The 17,444-nt window shown below is 36.0% G+C and carries 12 protein-coding genes; 6 read left to right on the top strand and 6 right to left on the bottom strand.

Annotated elements, in window-relative coordinates; all coding sequences use genetic code 11:
• Positions 1-13: 13 nt before the first annotated feature.
• The 6 genes from M0M44_RS18960 to M0M44_RS18935 form a co-directional block, all read right to left on the bottom strand.
• Complete coding sequence (locus tag M0M44_RS18960; RefSeq protein ID WP_248727098.1) at positions 14-2,173, bottom strand: TonB-dependent receptor; 2,160 nt, start codon at positions 2,171-2,173, stop codon at positions 14-16.
• A 68-nt stretch (positions 2,174-2,241) separates the two neighbouring features.
• Positions 2,242-2,586: a hypothetical protein gene (locus M0M44_RS18955; RefSeq protein ID WP_248727097.1), complete on the bottom strand. Its 345-nt coding sequence runs from the start codon at positions 2,584-2,586 to the stop codon at positions 2,242-2,244.
• A gap of 630 nt (positions 2,587-3,216) precedes the next feature.
• Positions 3,217-6,333: an efflux RND transporter permease subunit gene (locus tag M0M44_RS18950; protein ID WP_248727096.1), complete on the bottom strand. Its 3,117-nt coding sequence runs from the start codon at positions 6,331-6,333 to the stop codon at positions 3,217-3,219.
• A gap of 4 nt (positions 6,334-6,337) precedes the next feature.
• On the bottom strand, positions 6,338-6,637 hold the full coding sequence (locus M0M44_RS18945) for a DUF190 domain-containing protein (RefSeq protein WP_248727095.1): 300 nt from the start codon (positions 6,635-6,637) through the stop codon (positions 6,338-6,340).
• 52 nt (positions 6,638-6,689) lie between these two features.
• Positions 6,690-7,700 (bottom strand): efflux RND transporter periplasmic adaptor subunit, encoded by a 1,011-nt coding sequence (locus tag M0M44_RS18940; protein WP_248727094.1) that lies wholly within the window; start codon positions 7,698-7,700, stop codon positions 6,690-6,692.
• A gap of 50 nt (positions 7,701-7,750) precedes the next feature.
• Positions 7,751-9,004: a TolC family protein gene (locus M0M44_RS18935; RefSeq protein ID WP_248727093.1), complete on the bottom strand. Its 1,254-nt coding sequence runs from the start codon at positions 9,002-9,004 to the stop codon at positions 7,751-7,753.
• Positions 9,005-9,395: 391 nt separating this feature from the next.
• Here M0M44_RS18935 and M0M44_RS18930 point away from each other — a divergent pair, with 391 nt between their 5' ends.
• The 6 genes from M0M44_RS18930 (at position 9,396) to mprF (ending at position 17,428) form a co-directional block, all read left to right on the top strand.
• Positions 9,396-9,674, top strand: a complete 279-nt coding sequence (locus tag M0M44_RS18930; protein ID WP_248727092.1) for a hypothetical protein — start codon at positions 9,396-9,398, stop codon at positions 9,672-9,674.
• A gap of 333 nt (positions 9,675-10,007) precedes the next feature.
• A complete protein-coding gene (locus M0M44_RS18925; RefSeq protein WP_248727091.1) occupies positions 10,008-11,348 on the top strand; it encodes a TolC family protein in 1,341 nt (446 codons plus the stop codon).
• A gap of 10 nt (positions 11,349-11,358) precedes the next feature.
• The gene (locus M0M44_RS18920; protein ID WP_248727090.1) at positions 11,359-12,624 is read left to right on the top strand and encodes an efflux RND transporter periplasmic adaptor subunit; all 1,266 of its coding nucleotides are present in this window, start codon (positions 11,359-11,361) and stop codon (positions 12,622-12,624) included.
• Positions 12,625-12,653: 29 nt separating this feature from the next.
• Positions 12,654-13,415: an ABC transporter ATP-binding protein gene (locus M0M44_RS18915; RefSeq protein WP_248727089.1), complete on the top strand. Its 762-nt coding sequence runs from the start codon at positions 12,654-12,656 to the stop codon at positions 13,413-13,415.
• Positions 13,402-14,622 carry an ABC transporter permease gene (locus M0M44_RS18910; protein WP_248727088.1) on the top strand — a complete coding sequence of 407 codons (1,221 nt, stop codon included), beginning with the start codon at positions 13,402-13,404 and terminating at the stop codon, positions 14,620-14,622. The genes M0M44_RS18915 and M0M44_RS18910 overlap by 14 nt, the downstream gene beginning before the upstream one ends.
• Before the next feature lie 181 nt (positions 14,623-14,803).
• Entirely contained in the window at positions 14,804-17,428 is a 2,625-nt protein-coding gene (gene mprF / locus M0M44_RS18905) for a bifunctional lysylphosphatidylglycerol flippase/synthetase MprF (protein ID WP_248727087.1), read from the top strand.
• Positions 17,429-17,444: the final 16 nt, after the last annotated feature.

Below are 17,444 nucleotides of genomic sequence, written 5' to 3'. Positions count from 1 at the left end.
GAGCAGAGAAATTTTATTTTTTTAATGAAAAATTATATTGGATGCCAAATACAAAAGTTCTCGGTGCAGCAGCTGTATAAGTTGGCTGTGCATTTGCAGCATTTGTTCTTGAAACATTATATGCATATAGTTTGTCAGTAAGATTTAGCACATTTCCGTAGACTTCAATTTTTTTCCATTGGTAGCCAACTCGGGCATTGAAAATATTATAGCCGTCATATTTTACGGTATTGATCTGATCTTGATAATAACTCCCTACAAGCTGCCATTCAATTGAAGTTCTCAAATTAGGGAGCCAGTTTGGATAATAGCTCACTTCTGAATTTCCTGACCATTTTGGTGCTGACGGCATTTCTTTTCCGTTCAAATCCTGAATGGGATCTGATGGTTTGTCCGAAAGTTTAAAATCAATATAAGTATGCTGCGCGTAAGTACCGCCAAGGCGAATGTTGAATTGTTTTGATGGTTTGTATGAAGCACCAAACTCAATTCCTTTATGGCGCGTTTCTCCAGCCGAGCGGTAATCGGTTGAATTGTCTGGAAGTTTGATGTTTAACAATTCATTTTTGCCTTCCATATAATAGAAAGCATAATCAAAATTTAATTTATTTTCCAGCAGAGAAAGCCATCCGCCCACTTCATAATTATCAAAATCTGCTGGTTTTAGATTGTAATAAAATTCGGCAGGAATGCCTGATGTGCCGCCAGTTCCCGGTTTAGCTCTAAAAATTGAAGTAATTCCCGGAGGAGCAAAACCTTGAGAATAATTGCCATAAAAACCTGCAAAATCTACCGGATTATAATTGGCTCCGGCTTTAAAAGTAAATTTGTCATACACTTTGTTTCCTTTAGAAAGATCAATTGCGTTATCATAATTCACTTTCATATTGTCATAACGCCCTCCAACAGTAGCAACTAATTTTTCAATTGGATTAAAACTGATTTGCGCATAACCGGCCGTGTTGAAAATATCTGCTGTATAATCAGAAAGTTTTGAATCAGGATGTTCGGCAATGATTTCATATGAATTAACCGTTTGTTTTCCCGGATCTCCAGGATTTAAATTGGCTTTTAAATCAATGACATACGACCAATACGTTACAGGTGAATAATCGTATAAAGCGCCGGCAACAATTTTTGCATTCAGGAAATCAAATTTTTGAGTGTGCTGTCCAATCGCTCCATAACTTTTAAAATTGTTCGAATTTACTTCGCCTTTGGCTGCTGTGGGATTTGCTGTCGGGCTCCATTTGATTCCGTATGAAGGATTTTGCCCTAACTTGTTGTCGCGCAGATAAGCCGTGATATAACTGCTTGAATTGCTGTTCCAATCGTGTTCTAATGTTAAACGAGTTCTCAAAGCGTCTGATTTTCGATAAGTGAAATTAGAAGTGCTTTTATAAGTTCTGCTGTTAAAATCATCTTCATTAACAGAACCGCTCATATCCGAATAATATTTTCCGTACATAGTATTGCTGACCAATCGGGTAGAAGGCGAAATGCTGTAATCAATTCGCGCGTTCAGATTATTTTTATTATAATCAGAATAGGTCATCCAGCCATTTTCCTGCAAACTTGAAATTCCGGCAATATGAAAACCGACTTTTCCAATTGTTGCACCGCCTGCTGCCTGAAATCTTTTATAGCCATAATTGTCAGCCTGGATTCCGAATTTAAGTTCGGGATTAACAGGAGGTTTTATCGAAATTAAGTTAATGGTGCCCCCAACAGCTTCCGGTCCGTATAAAGAAGAAACAGGTCCTTTTACAACTTCAATGCTTTGCAGATTATATTGGTTTATTTCCAATAAAGCATTGTGATTGAAAATTCCCATCGGGCGTATAGGCAATCCGTCTTCCAGATACAAATAATAGGCATTTGTAGTCATAGGCTGGCGGATAGACATCATGTGCTGTTCGTTTCCCAGATTTACCATCAGGACGCCGGGAGTTTTATTTATGATTTCGTAAACCGCCGCAGCTTTGGTTTCGTTGATGGTTTTTGCTGTCAATTTACTGATTGCAACCGGAGTTTCTTTTCTTAAAGCTGCAGTACGATTAGCAGTTACAAAAATATTTTCAAGTTCCTGCGATTTTGTTGTGTCTTGCTCAACTTTGTTTTGCGCAAAGACACATTGCCCTATGATCAATAGGGTAAAGTATATTTTTTTCATTTTGAATTTATATAAATTAAAGCTGTAGGCTATGAACTGTAAAGCTTACATTGGTGACTTTTTCAAATTTATATAAAATAGGATGGAGGATGAAAAGTTGAGTTTGCGACTGCAATGGGTTTCTTGTCAAACGAACCGAAAATTTTAGCTTTTGATTCTATAAGCGCGGTTAATTTGAAATTGTTTAAGATTGAAGTCTGAATGTAAACCACCTCTGCTTTTTCTTTCAGATTGTTTTGCATCCTTTTTTCGTTGTCTGCGTATTTTTTTAAGCTTTTTTGAAGTTCGCAACGTCCATTACAGCTATTAAAAACCATTTTGCGCTGTACACAGATTGTTTTAGAAATTTCTTCCTGATTTAGTTTGAATGAGGCATAAACGAAGAAACTGCCAAAAGAAGGAACTAATAGCATGCAGGATAGAAATATGACCAAAAGTCGTTTCAAAGTGTGTTTGGTTGTTTCGGATGTAAAAATAAGTTATATTTTAGAAACACAATGCCTAAAGTTAAATATCTTTTTTGAGCTTTAGCTGCTTGGCAGAATATGAAATGAAGAAGCTAAAGCGAATTAAAATTATCTATTGATTTTGGCCCCTAACTTATACCTCTTTTAGATTTTACAAATGTCGGAAATTAGAATAAAATATAGTTATGTGTTTTTTATTTTAATTTAGCGGCTATGAATAAAAAAAACAGTTTTCAGAATATGAAAATATCTGTACACTCATTATTCCTGCAATCTCGCTAACTTCATTTTCTCAAAAAAATAGAATATTTTATAGGAGAACCGTTTTGACCTCAGTCTGTAGGATTTCAGGTTTCCCAACGTCGGCTTTAACATTCTGGGATATGGCGCCTATTAAGGAAGCGCTAAAACATGCCTGCTAAAATATACTAAAATTCCCGTGACAGGGGCAATAGCAAGCGCACTGTTTGTGATTTCAATAAAGTTGCTATATAATATCTAATCCATATTCTGAAAGAATTTTTGTAGCCGAATACTAAAATCATTACAAAGCTTTTTAAAGGCGTTTTGAAATGTTTATTCTTTTTTTCTACTGTTCATCCAAAAGTATAAAGGTGGGATTAATATCGGAGCGAAAAGTAATGTACTTGTCAATCCTCCAATAATTACCGTTGCAAGCGGCCTTTGTACATCTGATCCAATTCCTGAGGATATGGCAGCAGGAATTAGCCCTACAATAGCAACTACCAAGATCGATAATAAGGCTCTTAATTGTTCTTTTGAGGCAGTGAGCACGTTTTCCTGTAAATTATCCTTTTTGAACAATGTTTTTCTGTTGAGTGCTGATACAAGAAGTACACCCGACATTACCGAAATTCCAAAAATGCTGACAAACCCAACACCAGCAGAAACATTAAAATAATAACCTCTAAGAAGTAAAGCCATAATGCCGCCTCCTAACGCAAACAAAATACAGCTCATTGTAATCATAGTATGCTGAAAATTTTTATACAGCATAAACAAAAATAAGAAAACCATAATAATTGTTAACGGAATGGTAAATGCCAACTGTTTCCCTGCTCGTTCCAGATTTTCGTATTGACCTCCATAGATAATACTATAACCTTTTGGAACAGTTACGTTTTTACCTACTTTTTCCTCTAATTCTTTCACAAAACTTCCCTGATCTCTTCCTTTTATATTGGTTCTAACCGTAATCATGCGTTTACTTCCATAACGATAAATATTCGTTTGTCCTTCAACAAAGTGTATATTTGCCAATTGATTCATTGGAATTAATGCGCCATTAGAAGATGGCACTAAAATATCTTTTATCGCATCTATAGAGCTTCTATACTGTGGTAAAAAACGAACTACAATATCATAACGTTTTGCTCCGTCATATAAAGTTGAAACTGTTTTCCCTCCAATTGCCACTTCTATCATATTTTGAATATCGGCTACATTAATGCCAAATCTCGCGGCTTGTTCCCTATTGATATCAATTGCCAATTGTTCTTGTTCTCCTTCCTGTTCAATATTTACATTCTCGGCACCTTGCGTATTTTTAGCAATTTTAGCAATTGTTTCTGCCTTTTTTCTCATCATTTCCAAATCATCACCCACAACAGAAACTGCCAAATCCGCGGCACTTCCGTTTACTATTTCCATAACCTGATCGATGATAGGCTGACCTGAAGAAAATTGCACCGATGGAATTTGCTGCTGCAGATCTCTTTTTATTATTTCAACCAAATCTTTCTTCGCAATAGTATCGCTCCAGAGTTTGTAATCTTTCAGTCCTACTAAAATTTCATTTCTATTGGCAGGAAATGGGTCTGTTCCATCATCATTTCGTCCGGTCTGCGTTATTACGTAAGATATTTGAGGATACTTAGAGATAATTTTTCTGATTTTAGGAGCATATTTTGCATTTTCCTGTATGGAAATTCCAGCAGGAAAATTTCCTCTTAAAAAGATTGATCCTTCATCAAGAGTGGGTAAAAATTCAGTTCCTAATTTTAAGCCGCATAAAATAAATATCGTTACGATCGAAAAACCAATTATTGTAGTTTTTTTATAATTATTTAAAAATCTGGATAATGTTTTTTCGTATGATCTCGTTAAATAGTCCAACACCACATTTTTATGTTCTTTTATGGGTTTATCGACATCGAGCATTGCCTTTCGATAAACAAACGAAATGAGAACTGGAATAAAAGTCAGCGCCCCCAGCATTGAACCAATAACGGCAAAAGCTAACGTTAAGGCCATTGGAGAAAACAATTTACCCTCTACTCTGGTCATTAAAAGTATAGGCATGTAAGCTAATATGATAATGGTTACGGAGAAGAAAATTTCCCTGCCCACTTCCTGTGCTGCCTGAAGGGTAATCTGCACAATTCCTTGTTGCTTTTCTTCTGGCGTGGCTGTTCTGTATTTCCTTATAAGATGTTCCGCCATTAGGCAGGCACCGTCTACTATAATTCCGAAATCTATTGCACCAAGCGAAAGCAGATTTGCAGGAATACCAGTAAGTCTCATTAAAATAAAAGCAAACAGTAATGCAAACGGAATCGTCAAAGCTACTACCAATGCACTTCGAACACTTCCAAGAAAAAGAATCAATAGTATAATTACAATAGAAATCCCTTCAAATAGGGTATGGGCAACCGTTTCCAGCGAATGATCTATCAGGAATGTTCTGTCGTACATAGGACGCAGTTTTACGCCTTGAGGCAAATCATTTTCCTGTAGATCCGCCATTCTATCTTTTAACAGTTTTAAAACCTCGCTAGGATTTTCATATCGCCTTAAAAGAATAATTCCTTCAACACCGCTGCTTACATCTTTCTTGTCTGCCGCAACAGTATAGCCCATAACACCGCTTGGCGGTGGCGGTGTGATTTCGACAGTTGCTGCATCACGAACAAAAATCGGCACTCCATTTTCAGATTTAAGAACAATGTTTTGAATATCCCGTTCAGTTTTAATAGCACCTAAGCCGCGCACTGCAAAACCTTGCCCGCCTCTTTCAATTATATTCCCTCCTGTATTTTGATTGTTTGCATCTACTGCATCCATTACATTTTGCAGCGTAAGATTGTATTTTCTTAGTTTTTCTGGCGAAGTGATAATATGAAACTGTTTTAATGGTCCGCCAAAAGTAGTTACATCAGCAATTCCTGGAACTTGCAGCAGAGCAGGTTTTATAACCCAATCCTGTAAATCTCTAAGCTCAGCCTGACTATAGTTTGAAGGAGCTTCTACAACATACCTGAAAATCTCACCCACAGCGGTAGAAAGCGGTGCTAATGAAGGAGTAACACCATCTGGCAATTCAGCTTCTGTAAGCCGTTCGGTTACCTGCTGCCGTGCAAAATAATCATCCGTGCCGTCTTTGAAAGTGAGCTGCACCACAGATAAACCAAAAATAGTTCTGCTTCTGCGGTCTAAAACATTTGGTGTATTTTGTAAAGCTCTTTCAATAGACACGGTAACCTGCTGTTCTACTTCTTCAGCAGCTCTTCCGTCATATTGTGCCACTATGATTACATTGGTATCTGCAATATCCGGATAGGCTTCTATTTTTAAATTGGTAAAACACCAAAAACCTATTGCCATTAAAACAACGCTGATTGCAATTATAACCCAGCGGTTACGAAGACTGAATATGAGTAAATTTTTAATCATCTCTTTACCATTTTTCTACTTGATTCGTAACTATAAAACCTCCTTTATAGACTTTTCTCAAAGCTGTTAAAACAGATTTTACCTTTTCATCTTCATCTATGAAATTGATCAGCAAAGGTATTTTATCAAAACTGAACAAATCATGCGGCCTGTTAAGATACCGACTGGCTCCGTATCCCAATTTGCCATGAAATACTGTTGCTCCTTTAATTTTATGCTCAATCAAAAATCTTAAAATGTACTCGTACAAAGGCTGTGTTCCTTTTAACTCGTCTTTATCTATGTATACCTGTGCTTGAATCATTGTTTCTCTTTTAAAGTGTTAGCAAATACTATTTCGCTTTGTTTTATAATTTTCAATACCCAAAACTGAGCCCTTTTAACTGCATAACACCTTTAATTGCTATAACATCACCGTTTGCTAAACCATTATAAACCACTATTCTGTCTCCTATCTGGTTTCCTATCGTAACTTCAGTGCGTTCAAATTCTTTATTGCCTTTTTTTACAAAAACATAATTTTTTGCCTGAACTGTAACCAGCGAATTTTTATCAATGCTGATATTGTCACCTTCGCTTATGCCAAAAGAAACTGTCGCAAACATACCTGCTTTAAATTTGCCGCTTGAGTTATTTAAGCTTATTCGAAGTTTAACCATGCGGGTAGACTGATCTATCATATCGGCAATAGCATCAATTTTTCCAGAGAATTTTTCATTTGGAAAAGCTGTAAATTGTACTGTACAGTTATCTCCGCTTTTTATTCTGCCAATCTGATTCTCTGGAATATCGCAAATAATAAAAGAAGTTCCAGCTTTTGCTCTTTTCAGTATTTCTGGTTCAAAGCCGCCGGCTTTCAAGTCCGTTTCAAATTCTATTAATGCCGCTTTCTCATTAGCCAAATTAGTCTGTTCTACAGATAATGCTGTCTGCGCCTCCAGCAGGTCTTTGCCTGTTGCTGCACCATGCGCCTGCAAATCCTTAGCACGATCAACCTCTATTTGTTTTTGTTTTATATTTTTATTCTGAATTTGATTGACATTGGCCAAGTGCTGGATAAGCTGCGTATAACTGGCGGCTAAATCAGGGTTTTCAAATAAAATAATATTTTGTGATGCTCCTTCCTGCGATTTCATTACTGTTGCAGAAACTTTTGCAGGAGCCATAATTTGATTATTAAGAACTGAATTTCCTATAGATTCTGTTTCAAAAAAAACAGCGCTGCTGTCTGTGGGAAATACAATAGTTTTTCCATTATTTGTCACTTGAGGCAAGTTGTTTACTGCTTGAACCGGCTTATTTTCTTTTCCACTGCAGGCGTAAAGAAATAATACTATAATGCCGCTAAACTTTATTAAATGTTTCATATGTAAATAGTATTTATTTTTTTAATGCATCACAACAGTTGTGCGAATCATTATTGTGCTATTTGATTAATTAACCCGGAAGTGTAAAGCAATGTGATATAACTTCTTCTGTATTCCTGCATAGAATCATAATACTGCTGCTGGATATCGAGCCAGCTGCGCTGCGCTTCCAGAAAATCAATAATAGTAGTTCCGCCTCTTAAATAAGAGTATTTTACGCTTTTTAAAATGTTTTCTGATCTTGTCAGCAGTCCGCCAAAATTTTCAAGATTACTTTTCTGCGTCTGATAAGCATTAAATGCATTGGTTATTTCTGTCCGAATTAAACCCTGTGTAGCTTCCAGATTTTGCTCAGCCTGTTGTTTTAGATAGGTTGATTTTTTTATTTCGCCCTGATTTCGAGAAAAAAAAGGAAGTTCAATTGTTCCATACAAACCAACATATGGAATTGTGTTTTGCGGATTATAAATTAATCCTAACTCAGGCTGTGGATAAGCTAAAGATTTTTGAAGGTTAATATTAGTATTAGCAACATCTAAGATTGATTTAGAAGCCAAAACATCTGTTCGTTTATCTAAGGCTTCCTGTAAAAAAATTTCTAAATTAGAAGGCAAAACAAAAGCAAAATCATCACTAGAATCAATATTCATTTCGTCGTTAGTGCCCAGTAAATATTTAAGGCTGAGTAATTCGTTTTTTAAATTCTGTTCTGCTTTTTTTATTTCTAATGCATATTGATTTGCCAGCAGGGTGGTGCGGTTTAAATCTGTTTCTGTAATTACTTGATTTTTTAAACGTACTTTGTTTATAATTACCAAGCTATCTAGATTACTGCTGGCTTTTTTTATTATTTCTAATTGTTTTTGCGCAGCCCAGACATCAACCCATTTCAAACCTACATCCTGAAAAAGATTACGTTCTATTTCATTATAGTTTTTTTGCGTCAAAACCGAATTCTGACTTGCAAAATCAATTTTATTCTTGCGTGTTCCAGCTAGCTGAAAAACTTTTCCTAATTGTAAATTCGTCTGAGTATTCGCACTATTAAGAAAACCTGTATTAGGTGCATAATTTTTCTCTCCAGCTATGCTAATATAATTAAATCCTAAAACTAGATTGGGTCTTAATTTTGCTGTGACAATATCGCTCTGGGCAATATCTATGTCATAATACTGGCCTTTAAGGACGAGATTGTTTTTTCTGGCTGTTTGGAGAGATTTTTGAAGGTTGTAACTGGTTTGTGAAATTCCATTGACTGAAGTCACCGTCAATAAAACAAATAAAAGAAAGTACTGTTTTTGCATAGCTTAATTCTTTATTTATTACATTATAAATATACTAAAAAAACTTTATTAACAAATAATTACATATTAAATAAAATAAGCTTCTAAGTTTACTTGATTTCTTTTAAAAATACTTTCAGCAGCTTAAGCATAATTGTGTTATACTGATGCAACCCTGGAATTTCAACGGTTTTTATATCCGATTCCACAAAACGTTTTCGGATTAGGAATCTCCTAGCTTCTAAAAAACAAACAGGATTATATGCTTTGATTTTCTATATTTCAGCAATCACATTATCAATATCATTTTGGCTTTCAAGACTGAGCATCTCTGCAGTATGGATTTCAAAATTGGCTTTGGTATATGAGCATTAAGAATATACTCCCTTTTAATTTCTTTTTTTAAAGTTCGGTGAAATTAGCTGCAGCAAAAGCAGCAATGGAAGCTTCAAACGAATATTCATCTGTAAATACCGCTTTGGATGTCGCCAAAGAAGCCGCAGATATTGTATTGGTAAGGCAAGATCTGGATGTATTGACAAATGGTATTATTGAAGGACTAAAAACCTTTACCCATACCAAGAAATATCTTTTTATGGCAACAACCGCCAATTTCGGGAATATGTTTAGTATGACAGGAGCTTCGTTATTTCTTGCGTTTTTGCCTTATTGCCCAAACAAATTTTATTGACGAATCTCCTGACAGATTCTCCAGAAATGGCCATCGCAACACATCGTGTGGATGATCAAAACATACAGGCACCGCAGGTTTTCACAAGCTTCCGGATAATCAGTTTTTTCATAAAATAATTTTATCTTTTATTTAAGATTAAAATAGGATTTGCTTCGGTAAAAGTGTTAAAATAATCACTATATTTGATATGGTTATTCGTTTTCTCTACCATATAATGCGAATAATTTACCAAATACCTCCTTTAAATCAAATCCGAAATATGCTTAGATCATCTTTTATTATCTAATGCTTAGGTTGCAATTTATTTTTTAATTTAAATTAAATTTAGGTATGAGGCCATTTATGATAAATACTTTAATGGCAATTTTGATTGTTCAGTCGGCCCGGATTTCTGCACAGACAACCGAACAAAATAAGCTGCCAGAAGTATGGAGTCTTGAGCAATGTATTGCTTATGCTAAACAGCAAAACATTCAAATTAATACTTTACGATTAACGGCAAAATCTACAGAGCAGGACTTATTGCTGTCTAAAGCGGCAAAACTTCCCAATCTTTTAGGGAATGCCTCGCAAACCTTTACTAATGCCAAAAATGCAGATGTAGTGGTGGGCGGTTTTCAGACACAAGCCAGTTTTGCGGGCAATTATGCTTTAAATTCATCGGTGGTTTTGTACAATGGCGGGTATTTGAATAATGATATAAAGCAAAAAGAATTATTAATTAAATCTGCTCAGTTTAATGCCGAGGCAGCAGAGAATGATGTCACCGTATTGATTACGCAATCGTACTTAACCATTCTTTTGGCTCAAGAAAACAGCATTTACCTGAGTGAGATTTTAGAAACTTCTAAGGCACAGCTCAAATTAGGAGAATTAAAATACAGTGCCGGAAGTATTGCCAAAAAAGATTTTGTTTTATTAAAAGCGCAGGCCGCTACAGACAATTACAATTTAATTGCATCTCAAAATACAGAGCGCCAGAATGTTTTGACCTTAAAACAGTTATTGCAGCTTCCGTCCGGATATGATTTGACTATTCAAAAACCTGAAACTTTAGAAGCTGCTTTCCCGGTACTAAATTTAGAAGATGTCCAGAAAATAGCTTTGGAACAGAGACCTGAAATAAAAAGCAGCCAATTAGAAAAAGAAGCTGCTGATCTGGAATTGCGAAAAGCTAAAGCAGGTTTTTTGCCTACACTTGGCGCAAGCGGAACTCTGGCGTCAGGATATTCTGATAACCAAAACACGCCATATCCTGCACAAATAGACAATAACTTTTATCAGCGTGTGGGGCTTTCCCTGACTATTCCGGTATTCAATAACCGAATAGCGAAAACTGGTGTCGAAAAATCAAAAATCGCAATTGATCAGTCTAAGCTGGATCTTACCAATACAGAAACCATACTTTCTCAAAAGGTAGAGCAGGCTTATATTAATGTGCTCAACGCACAATCTCAGTTTACAGCTGCCGAAGAGCAATTAGATGCCAACACCGAAAATTACCGTATTGCCAATGAGCAATTAAGGCTTGGCGGAATTAGTACTGTAGATTATCTGCTGGAAAAGAATTTATACATTCAGGCATTCCAAAATTTCATTCAATCGAAATACAATGCCGTAGTGAGTTTAAAAATATACGATTTCTATAAAGGAGATCCAATCAAACTATAAATAGAGCAAAATGAAAAGAAATAAATTAATCATCATTATCATCATTGGATTATTGCTTATAGGAGGTATAGGATATTTTATTTTTCGTAAAGACGGCAATAAAGTAGAATTGATTACTGAAAAACCGCATTATGGAGATATTGCAACCAGTGTAACCGCAACCGGAAAAATTCAGCCTGTAGATACAGTTGCAGTGGGAACACAAGTTTCCGGTACGATACAAAAAGTATTTGTCGATTTCAATTCGGTGGTAAAAAAAGGACAATTGCTGGCTCAAATCGATCAATCGCTATTACTGGCACAAGTAGAGCAGATTACAGCCAATCTGCAATTGGCAAAAAACAATCTGAGCTATCAGGAATCTAATTTTAACAGACAAAGCGAATTATACAAGGCAGGAGGAATCAGCAGAGCCGATTTTGAAACGGCAAGAAATCTGTTTCAGGTGGCTAGAGATAACGTAAACAGCGTTGCAGCGCAATTAAAATCAGTACAAAAGAGCCTTTCTTTTACCAATATTTTTTCGCCCATCGACGGAACCGTTTTATCGCGAAAAGTGAGCGAAGGGCAAACTGTAGCTGCGAGTTTAAACACGCCAACATTATTTAGCATTGCCAAAGATCTAACCAAGATGCAGGTTCAGGCTTCTGTTGACGAAGCTGATGTTGGGAATGTAAAAGTAGGAGAAAGTGCGACTTTTACCGTGGATGCATTTCCGGATGATGTTTTTAAAGGAACCGTGATCGAAGTGCGTTTACAGCCTACAATTTCTTCAAACGTAGTAACTTACACTACCATTATCAACGCACCAAATGATGATTTAAAGCTCAAGCCCGGAATGACGGCCAATATTATTATTTATACCAACGAAGTAAAAAACACTTTACTTATTTCTGCTAAAGCAATTGCGTTTCAGCCGGATTCTGCCTTAGCAAAGCAGTTTAAGATCAGGAAATTGTCTTTAGCAAAATATAAAGGAGAGCATAAAGGCAATGGAGGCAAATACGCAAGCAGCACACAATCTAATGTCAAAGCTCCGGACACCATAGATCATAAAAAGGCTATTGTATGGAAAAGAGCAGGAGATTCAATTATTCCAAAACATATTAGAATAGGATTGGATGATGATATTAATGTGCAGATCATAAAAGGAATCACCGAACAAGATGAAATTATTACAGGAGTTAATGCATCCAAACAAAATAAAGGAACAAAAGCTTCAGATTCAAGTCCATTTATGCCAAAACGTGGAGGCGGCGGTGGCGGAAAAAGATAATAGTATTCTGAAACACAAAATAAATTATAATGGCAAAAAAGATTCTTGAAATACAAGACCTGAAAAGAGAGTTTACCATGGGATCTGAAACTGTCAGAGCCTTAAAAGGAATTTCTTTTGATGTTATGGAAGGCGAATTTCTGACTATTATGGGAAGCAGCGGCTCGGGAAAAACAACCTTACTTAATATTTTGGGATGTTTGGATAAGCCATCAGACGGGAATTATTTTTTAGATGGAGTGAATGTCAAATCATTGTCTAAAAATGAATTGGCAGCACTGAGAAATAACAAGATCGGTTTTATTTTTCAATCGTATAATCTTCTGGCACGAACATCGGCAATAGAAAACGTCGAACTCCCTTTATTGTACAATTCCAAAGTTTCAACAAAAGAGAGGAGGGAAAGAGCTATTCATGCCCTGGAAGCCGTAAAACTAGCCGATCGTCTTGATCACTTTCCCAATCAGCTTTCCGGCGGACAGCAGCAGCGTGTGGCCATTGCAAGAGCTTTGGTAAACGATCCTGTTATGATTCTTGCTGACGAAGCAACAGGAAACCTCGATACCAGAACATCATACGAAATAATGGCTTTAATACAAGAGTTGAATGCACAGGAAAAAACAATCATTTTTGTTACCCATGAGCCTGATATCGCAGCTTTCAGCAACAGGACGGTCACGCTCAGGGACGGAAGAATTATGAAGGATTTTAATAACCAAAACATAAAATCGGCCAAACAAATGCTGGCAGATTTTCATGTAGATGAAGATTATAAATATGAAAATAGCTAATCTTTTTCTAATTGCTTTAAAGGCTTTGCGCCGCAATAAACTTCGTGCATTATTAACCATGCTCGGGATTATCATTGGGGTGGCTTCTGTAATTGCAATGGTTGCTATTGGACAGGGTTCTAAAAAAAGCATTCAGGACCAATTATCAAGTATGGGATCGAATATGATTACCATCCGGCCAAACAGCAACGTTACTGCCGGGGCACGTCTTGATATTTCGAGTGTGCAAACACTCACACTTAGTGATGTAGAAGCGCTAAAAAAAGAATCAAACTATCTTAACGCTATTTCTCCCGCTGTTTCCAGCAAAGGGCAGGCAATTAACGGTGCGCTGAACTGGCCCACAAGTATGCAGGGAGTAAGTGTGGATTATCTCAAAATCAGGGATTGGCCCCTAAAAGAAGGGATTGCTTTTAGGGAATCAGATGTGCATACGGCAAATAAAGTGTGTTTAATTGGTCAGACAGTGGTAGATAATATTTTTCCGTATGGCGTAAATCCAATAGGGCAGATCATTCGATTTAATAAAATTCCGTTTCGTATTATTGGCATCTTAGAATCAAAAGGAGAAAATGCGTTTGGACAAGATCAGGATGATATTATTATCGCTCCTTACAGCACGGTACAAAAAAGAATCACAAACTCGATTTATCTGCAAAACATTTATGCGTCAACTGTTAATGAAAGCCAAACGCAGCTGGCAACAGATGAAATTGAACAGATTATGCGCACGGCACATCGATTGAAAGCCAAAGATGAAGACGACTTTTCTGTAAGAACCCAAGCCGAATTGATCAATACCTTTAGTTCTACCAGTCAGTTATTGACGGTGTTGCTAACTGCAATTTCAGGTATTTCGCTGTTAATTGGCGGAATTGGGATTATGAATATCATGTACGTTTCGGTTACAGAAAGAACCAAAGAGATCGGATTGCGTATGTCTATTGGTGCAAACGGCAGGGATATTTTGATGCAATTTTTGGTCGAAGCCATATTAATCAGTCTAACCGGAGGATTAATTGGGATTGTTTTGGGAATAGCAGCTTCTGAGCTGATTCAGTTCTTTTTGCACTGGCCTACCTTAATTTCAGAATCTTCGGTTATATTTTCCTTTTTGGTTTGTGCGATAACAGGTATTTTCTTCGGATATTATCCAGCTTTAAAAGCATCTAAGCTGGATCCGATCGAAGCTTTGCATTTTGAGTAATTTTTTTAATAAGATCAGTAAGAAAAAAGTTTTCTTCTGCTAATTGTTGTTTTTCTGTTTTAGCAAATATGTCTCGATGGCCTATTAAATAGTGAAGCAAAGCTTTAATTAATAGATAATTATTGTACATTTATATATCTGCAGCTTGATTTCAATAAGTATATTATCTTCTATAATCAATATGAAAGCATTAAACATTTCCAATACATTTTTTAGTTTTTTTAAAGAGAGAAAAGGGATTTCTTTTTTACGTGAAAATGATAAAATTATCAGACAGTTTATATTGACTATTTTTTTTATTGGAATTGGAATCTGGTTTATCAAACATGAACGGTCAGAGTTAGAACAGGTAAAAAATGTGATTGCAGATGCTGGCATTTTTTGGGTGCTGTTCGGGATTGCGCTTGCTGTTATTTATATTTTACTGCAGGCGATGATGTATTTTGCTTCTTTTCAGGCTGTTAAGAGTAAAATATCATTTAAACAAGCAGTTATTTTATTTCTGAAACGCAACTTCGTGAGCGTATTTCTTCCGGCAGGGGGAATCTCTTCTTTAGCATTTTTTACAAAACCTCTTGAAAAGAATGGTGTAAAACCAACGCAGATTCATTTTGCTTCCATATTATACGGTTTTGTCGGAATACTTTCTGTGGTTATTGTAGGGGTGCCAGCCTTAATTTATTCCCTATTTAAAGGAACAGCAGGATCGGGAGAATGGTATGCATTTAGTGCCATTGCAATGTTGAGTATTTTTATTTTCTATATTTATAAATCCATTTTAAACAAAGGCTCTGTATATCGCATCATTTTAAAATTTTCTCCATCTGCTGAGGTATTTATGGATGATTTCAGAAACAACAGAATAGATAAAAAAAAGTTCTGGCAGATCGTCTTTTATTCTGTTCTTGTTGAGTTTGTCGGAATTGCTCATCTGTATATTGCAATGATTGCTTTGGGTTTTGCCCCATCGTTATCTGCTGCTGTAATGGGCTATATTATTTCGGTTATATTTTTGATTGTTTCTCCTTTTCTTCGAGGACTGGGGGCGATAGAAATTTCAATGAGTTTTATATTGATGCAATTTGGGTTTGAAAATGTGAACGCTATTGCCATTACTTTTCTTTACCGCTTTTTCGAATTCTGGATTCCGCTGCTTCTTGGAGCATCACTTTTTTTATTCGGTGCAAATAAATTATTAATGCGCATAATTCCTTCTTTTCTGCTTTTTGCTTTAGGACTAATAAATATAATATCTGTCTTAACCCCGGCAATTTCAGAGCGTCTGCATACTTTAGAAAACATAATTCCTATATCTGCAATTAAAGCTTCAAATTATTTTGTTATCACTGCCGGTTTGTTTATGCTGGCCAATGCAGCATTTATGCTCAAGGGATTGCGAAATGCCTGGTGGTCTGCTGTATTTTTAACTGTTATTTCTATTGTTGGACATCTTGCAAAAGCGATTGATTATGAAGAAGCCATAATTGCAATAATAGTTCTGATAAGCTTAATTGCTACCAGAAAAGAGTATTATATAAAAAGTAATTCACACCTGCGGAGCTTAGGTTTAAAAACGGTTTTGATAAGCATTGCTGCCGTTTTAGCATATGGAGTTATAGGTTTTTATTTTTTAGATAAAAAGCACTTTAATATTGATTTTAACTGGCTTGAGTCAATAAAATATTCAATCCAGAATTATTTCTTGTTAAGTTCAGATTTAGTTCCCCTTGATCGTTTTGCCAGACGTTTTCTGCTTTCTATAAATATCTGCGGCTTTCTGTCGTTTGGCTTTTTAATCTTTGTTTTAATTCGTCCGTATACGATAAAAAAAGAAGCAGTAGAAGATGATTTTGAGTCAGCAAAAAAAATTCTGGATCAGTACGGAAACTCATCTTTGGATTACTTTAAGACCTACAGCGATAAAATTATTTTTATTGCCAATAGTAAAAAAGCTTTTTTAGCGTATCGCGTCAGTGATAATTTTGCAGTAGTTCTGGAAAACCCAGCTGCAGAATCAGCTCCGGAAATGCAGCAGTGCATACAGGAATTTGATAGCTATTGTTACAGCAACGGACTGCGAAGCATTTATTATCGCGTACCGGAAGAAAACTTAGAAATATATTCTTCACTCCATAAAAAGAGCCTGTTTATAGGCCAGGAAGGAGTTGTCGATTTATCATCATTTACACTGGAAGGCAGTGCAAAAAAATCACTGCGCAATGCCGTAAACAAGGTAAAGGAGAAAGGCTTTAAAGCTGTTGTACATACTGCGCCCATAAAAGACGGATTGCTCCAAAAAATAAAGGCAGTAAGTGACGAATGGCTGGCAGGCACAGAAAGAAGTGAAATAATATTTTCACAAGGCATGTTTGATTGGGAAGAACTCAAGCAGCAAACTATTATTACGGTTGAAAATGCTGAAGAAAAAATCGTTGCTTTTTTAAATGTTATTCCAGATTATGCAGAAGGGGAGGGAACTTATGATTTGATTCGTAAAACCAATGATGCTCCAAACGGCGTAATGGATTTTATTCTTGTAGAGCTTTTTTCTTATTTGAAAACTCAAGGCTGTACAAAAGTAAATTTAGGATTCGCTACAATGAGCGGAATAGAGCAGGCCGATACCTTTCCGGAAAAATCTATGAAGTTTGCTTATGAAAGGATCAAATTCTTTTCTCATTTTAAAAGCTTGCGGGATTTTAAGGAGAAATTTTCTCCAGTCTGGCATAATAAATACTTAATCTATACTCATGATTATGATTTGCTGCAGGTTCCAATAGTTTTAAATAAAGCTGTAAAACCATAATTATAAATAAAAAACC

This window comes from Flavobacterium humidisoli (genome assembly GCF_023272795.1).
Lineage (GTDB): Bacteria > Bacteroidota > Bacteroidia > Flavobacteriales > Flavobacteriaceae > Flavobacterium > Flavobacterium humidisoli.
Note: the sequence above shows the minus strand (reverse complement) of the source record. Positions and strands in the feature narration are given on the sequence as shown.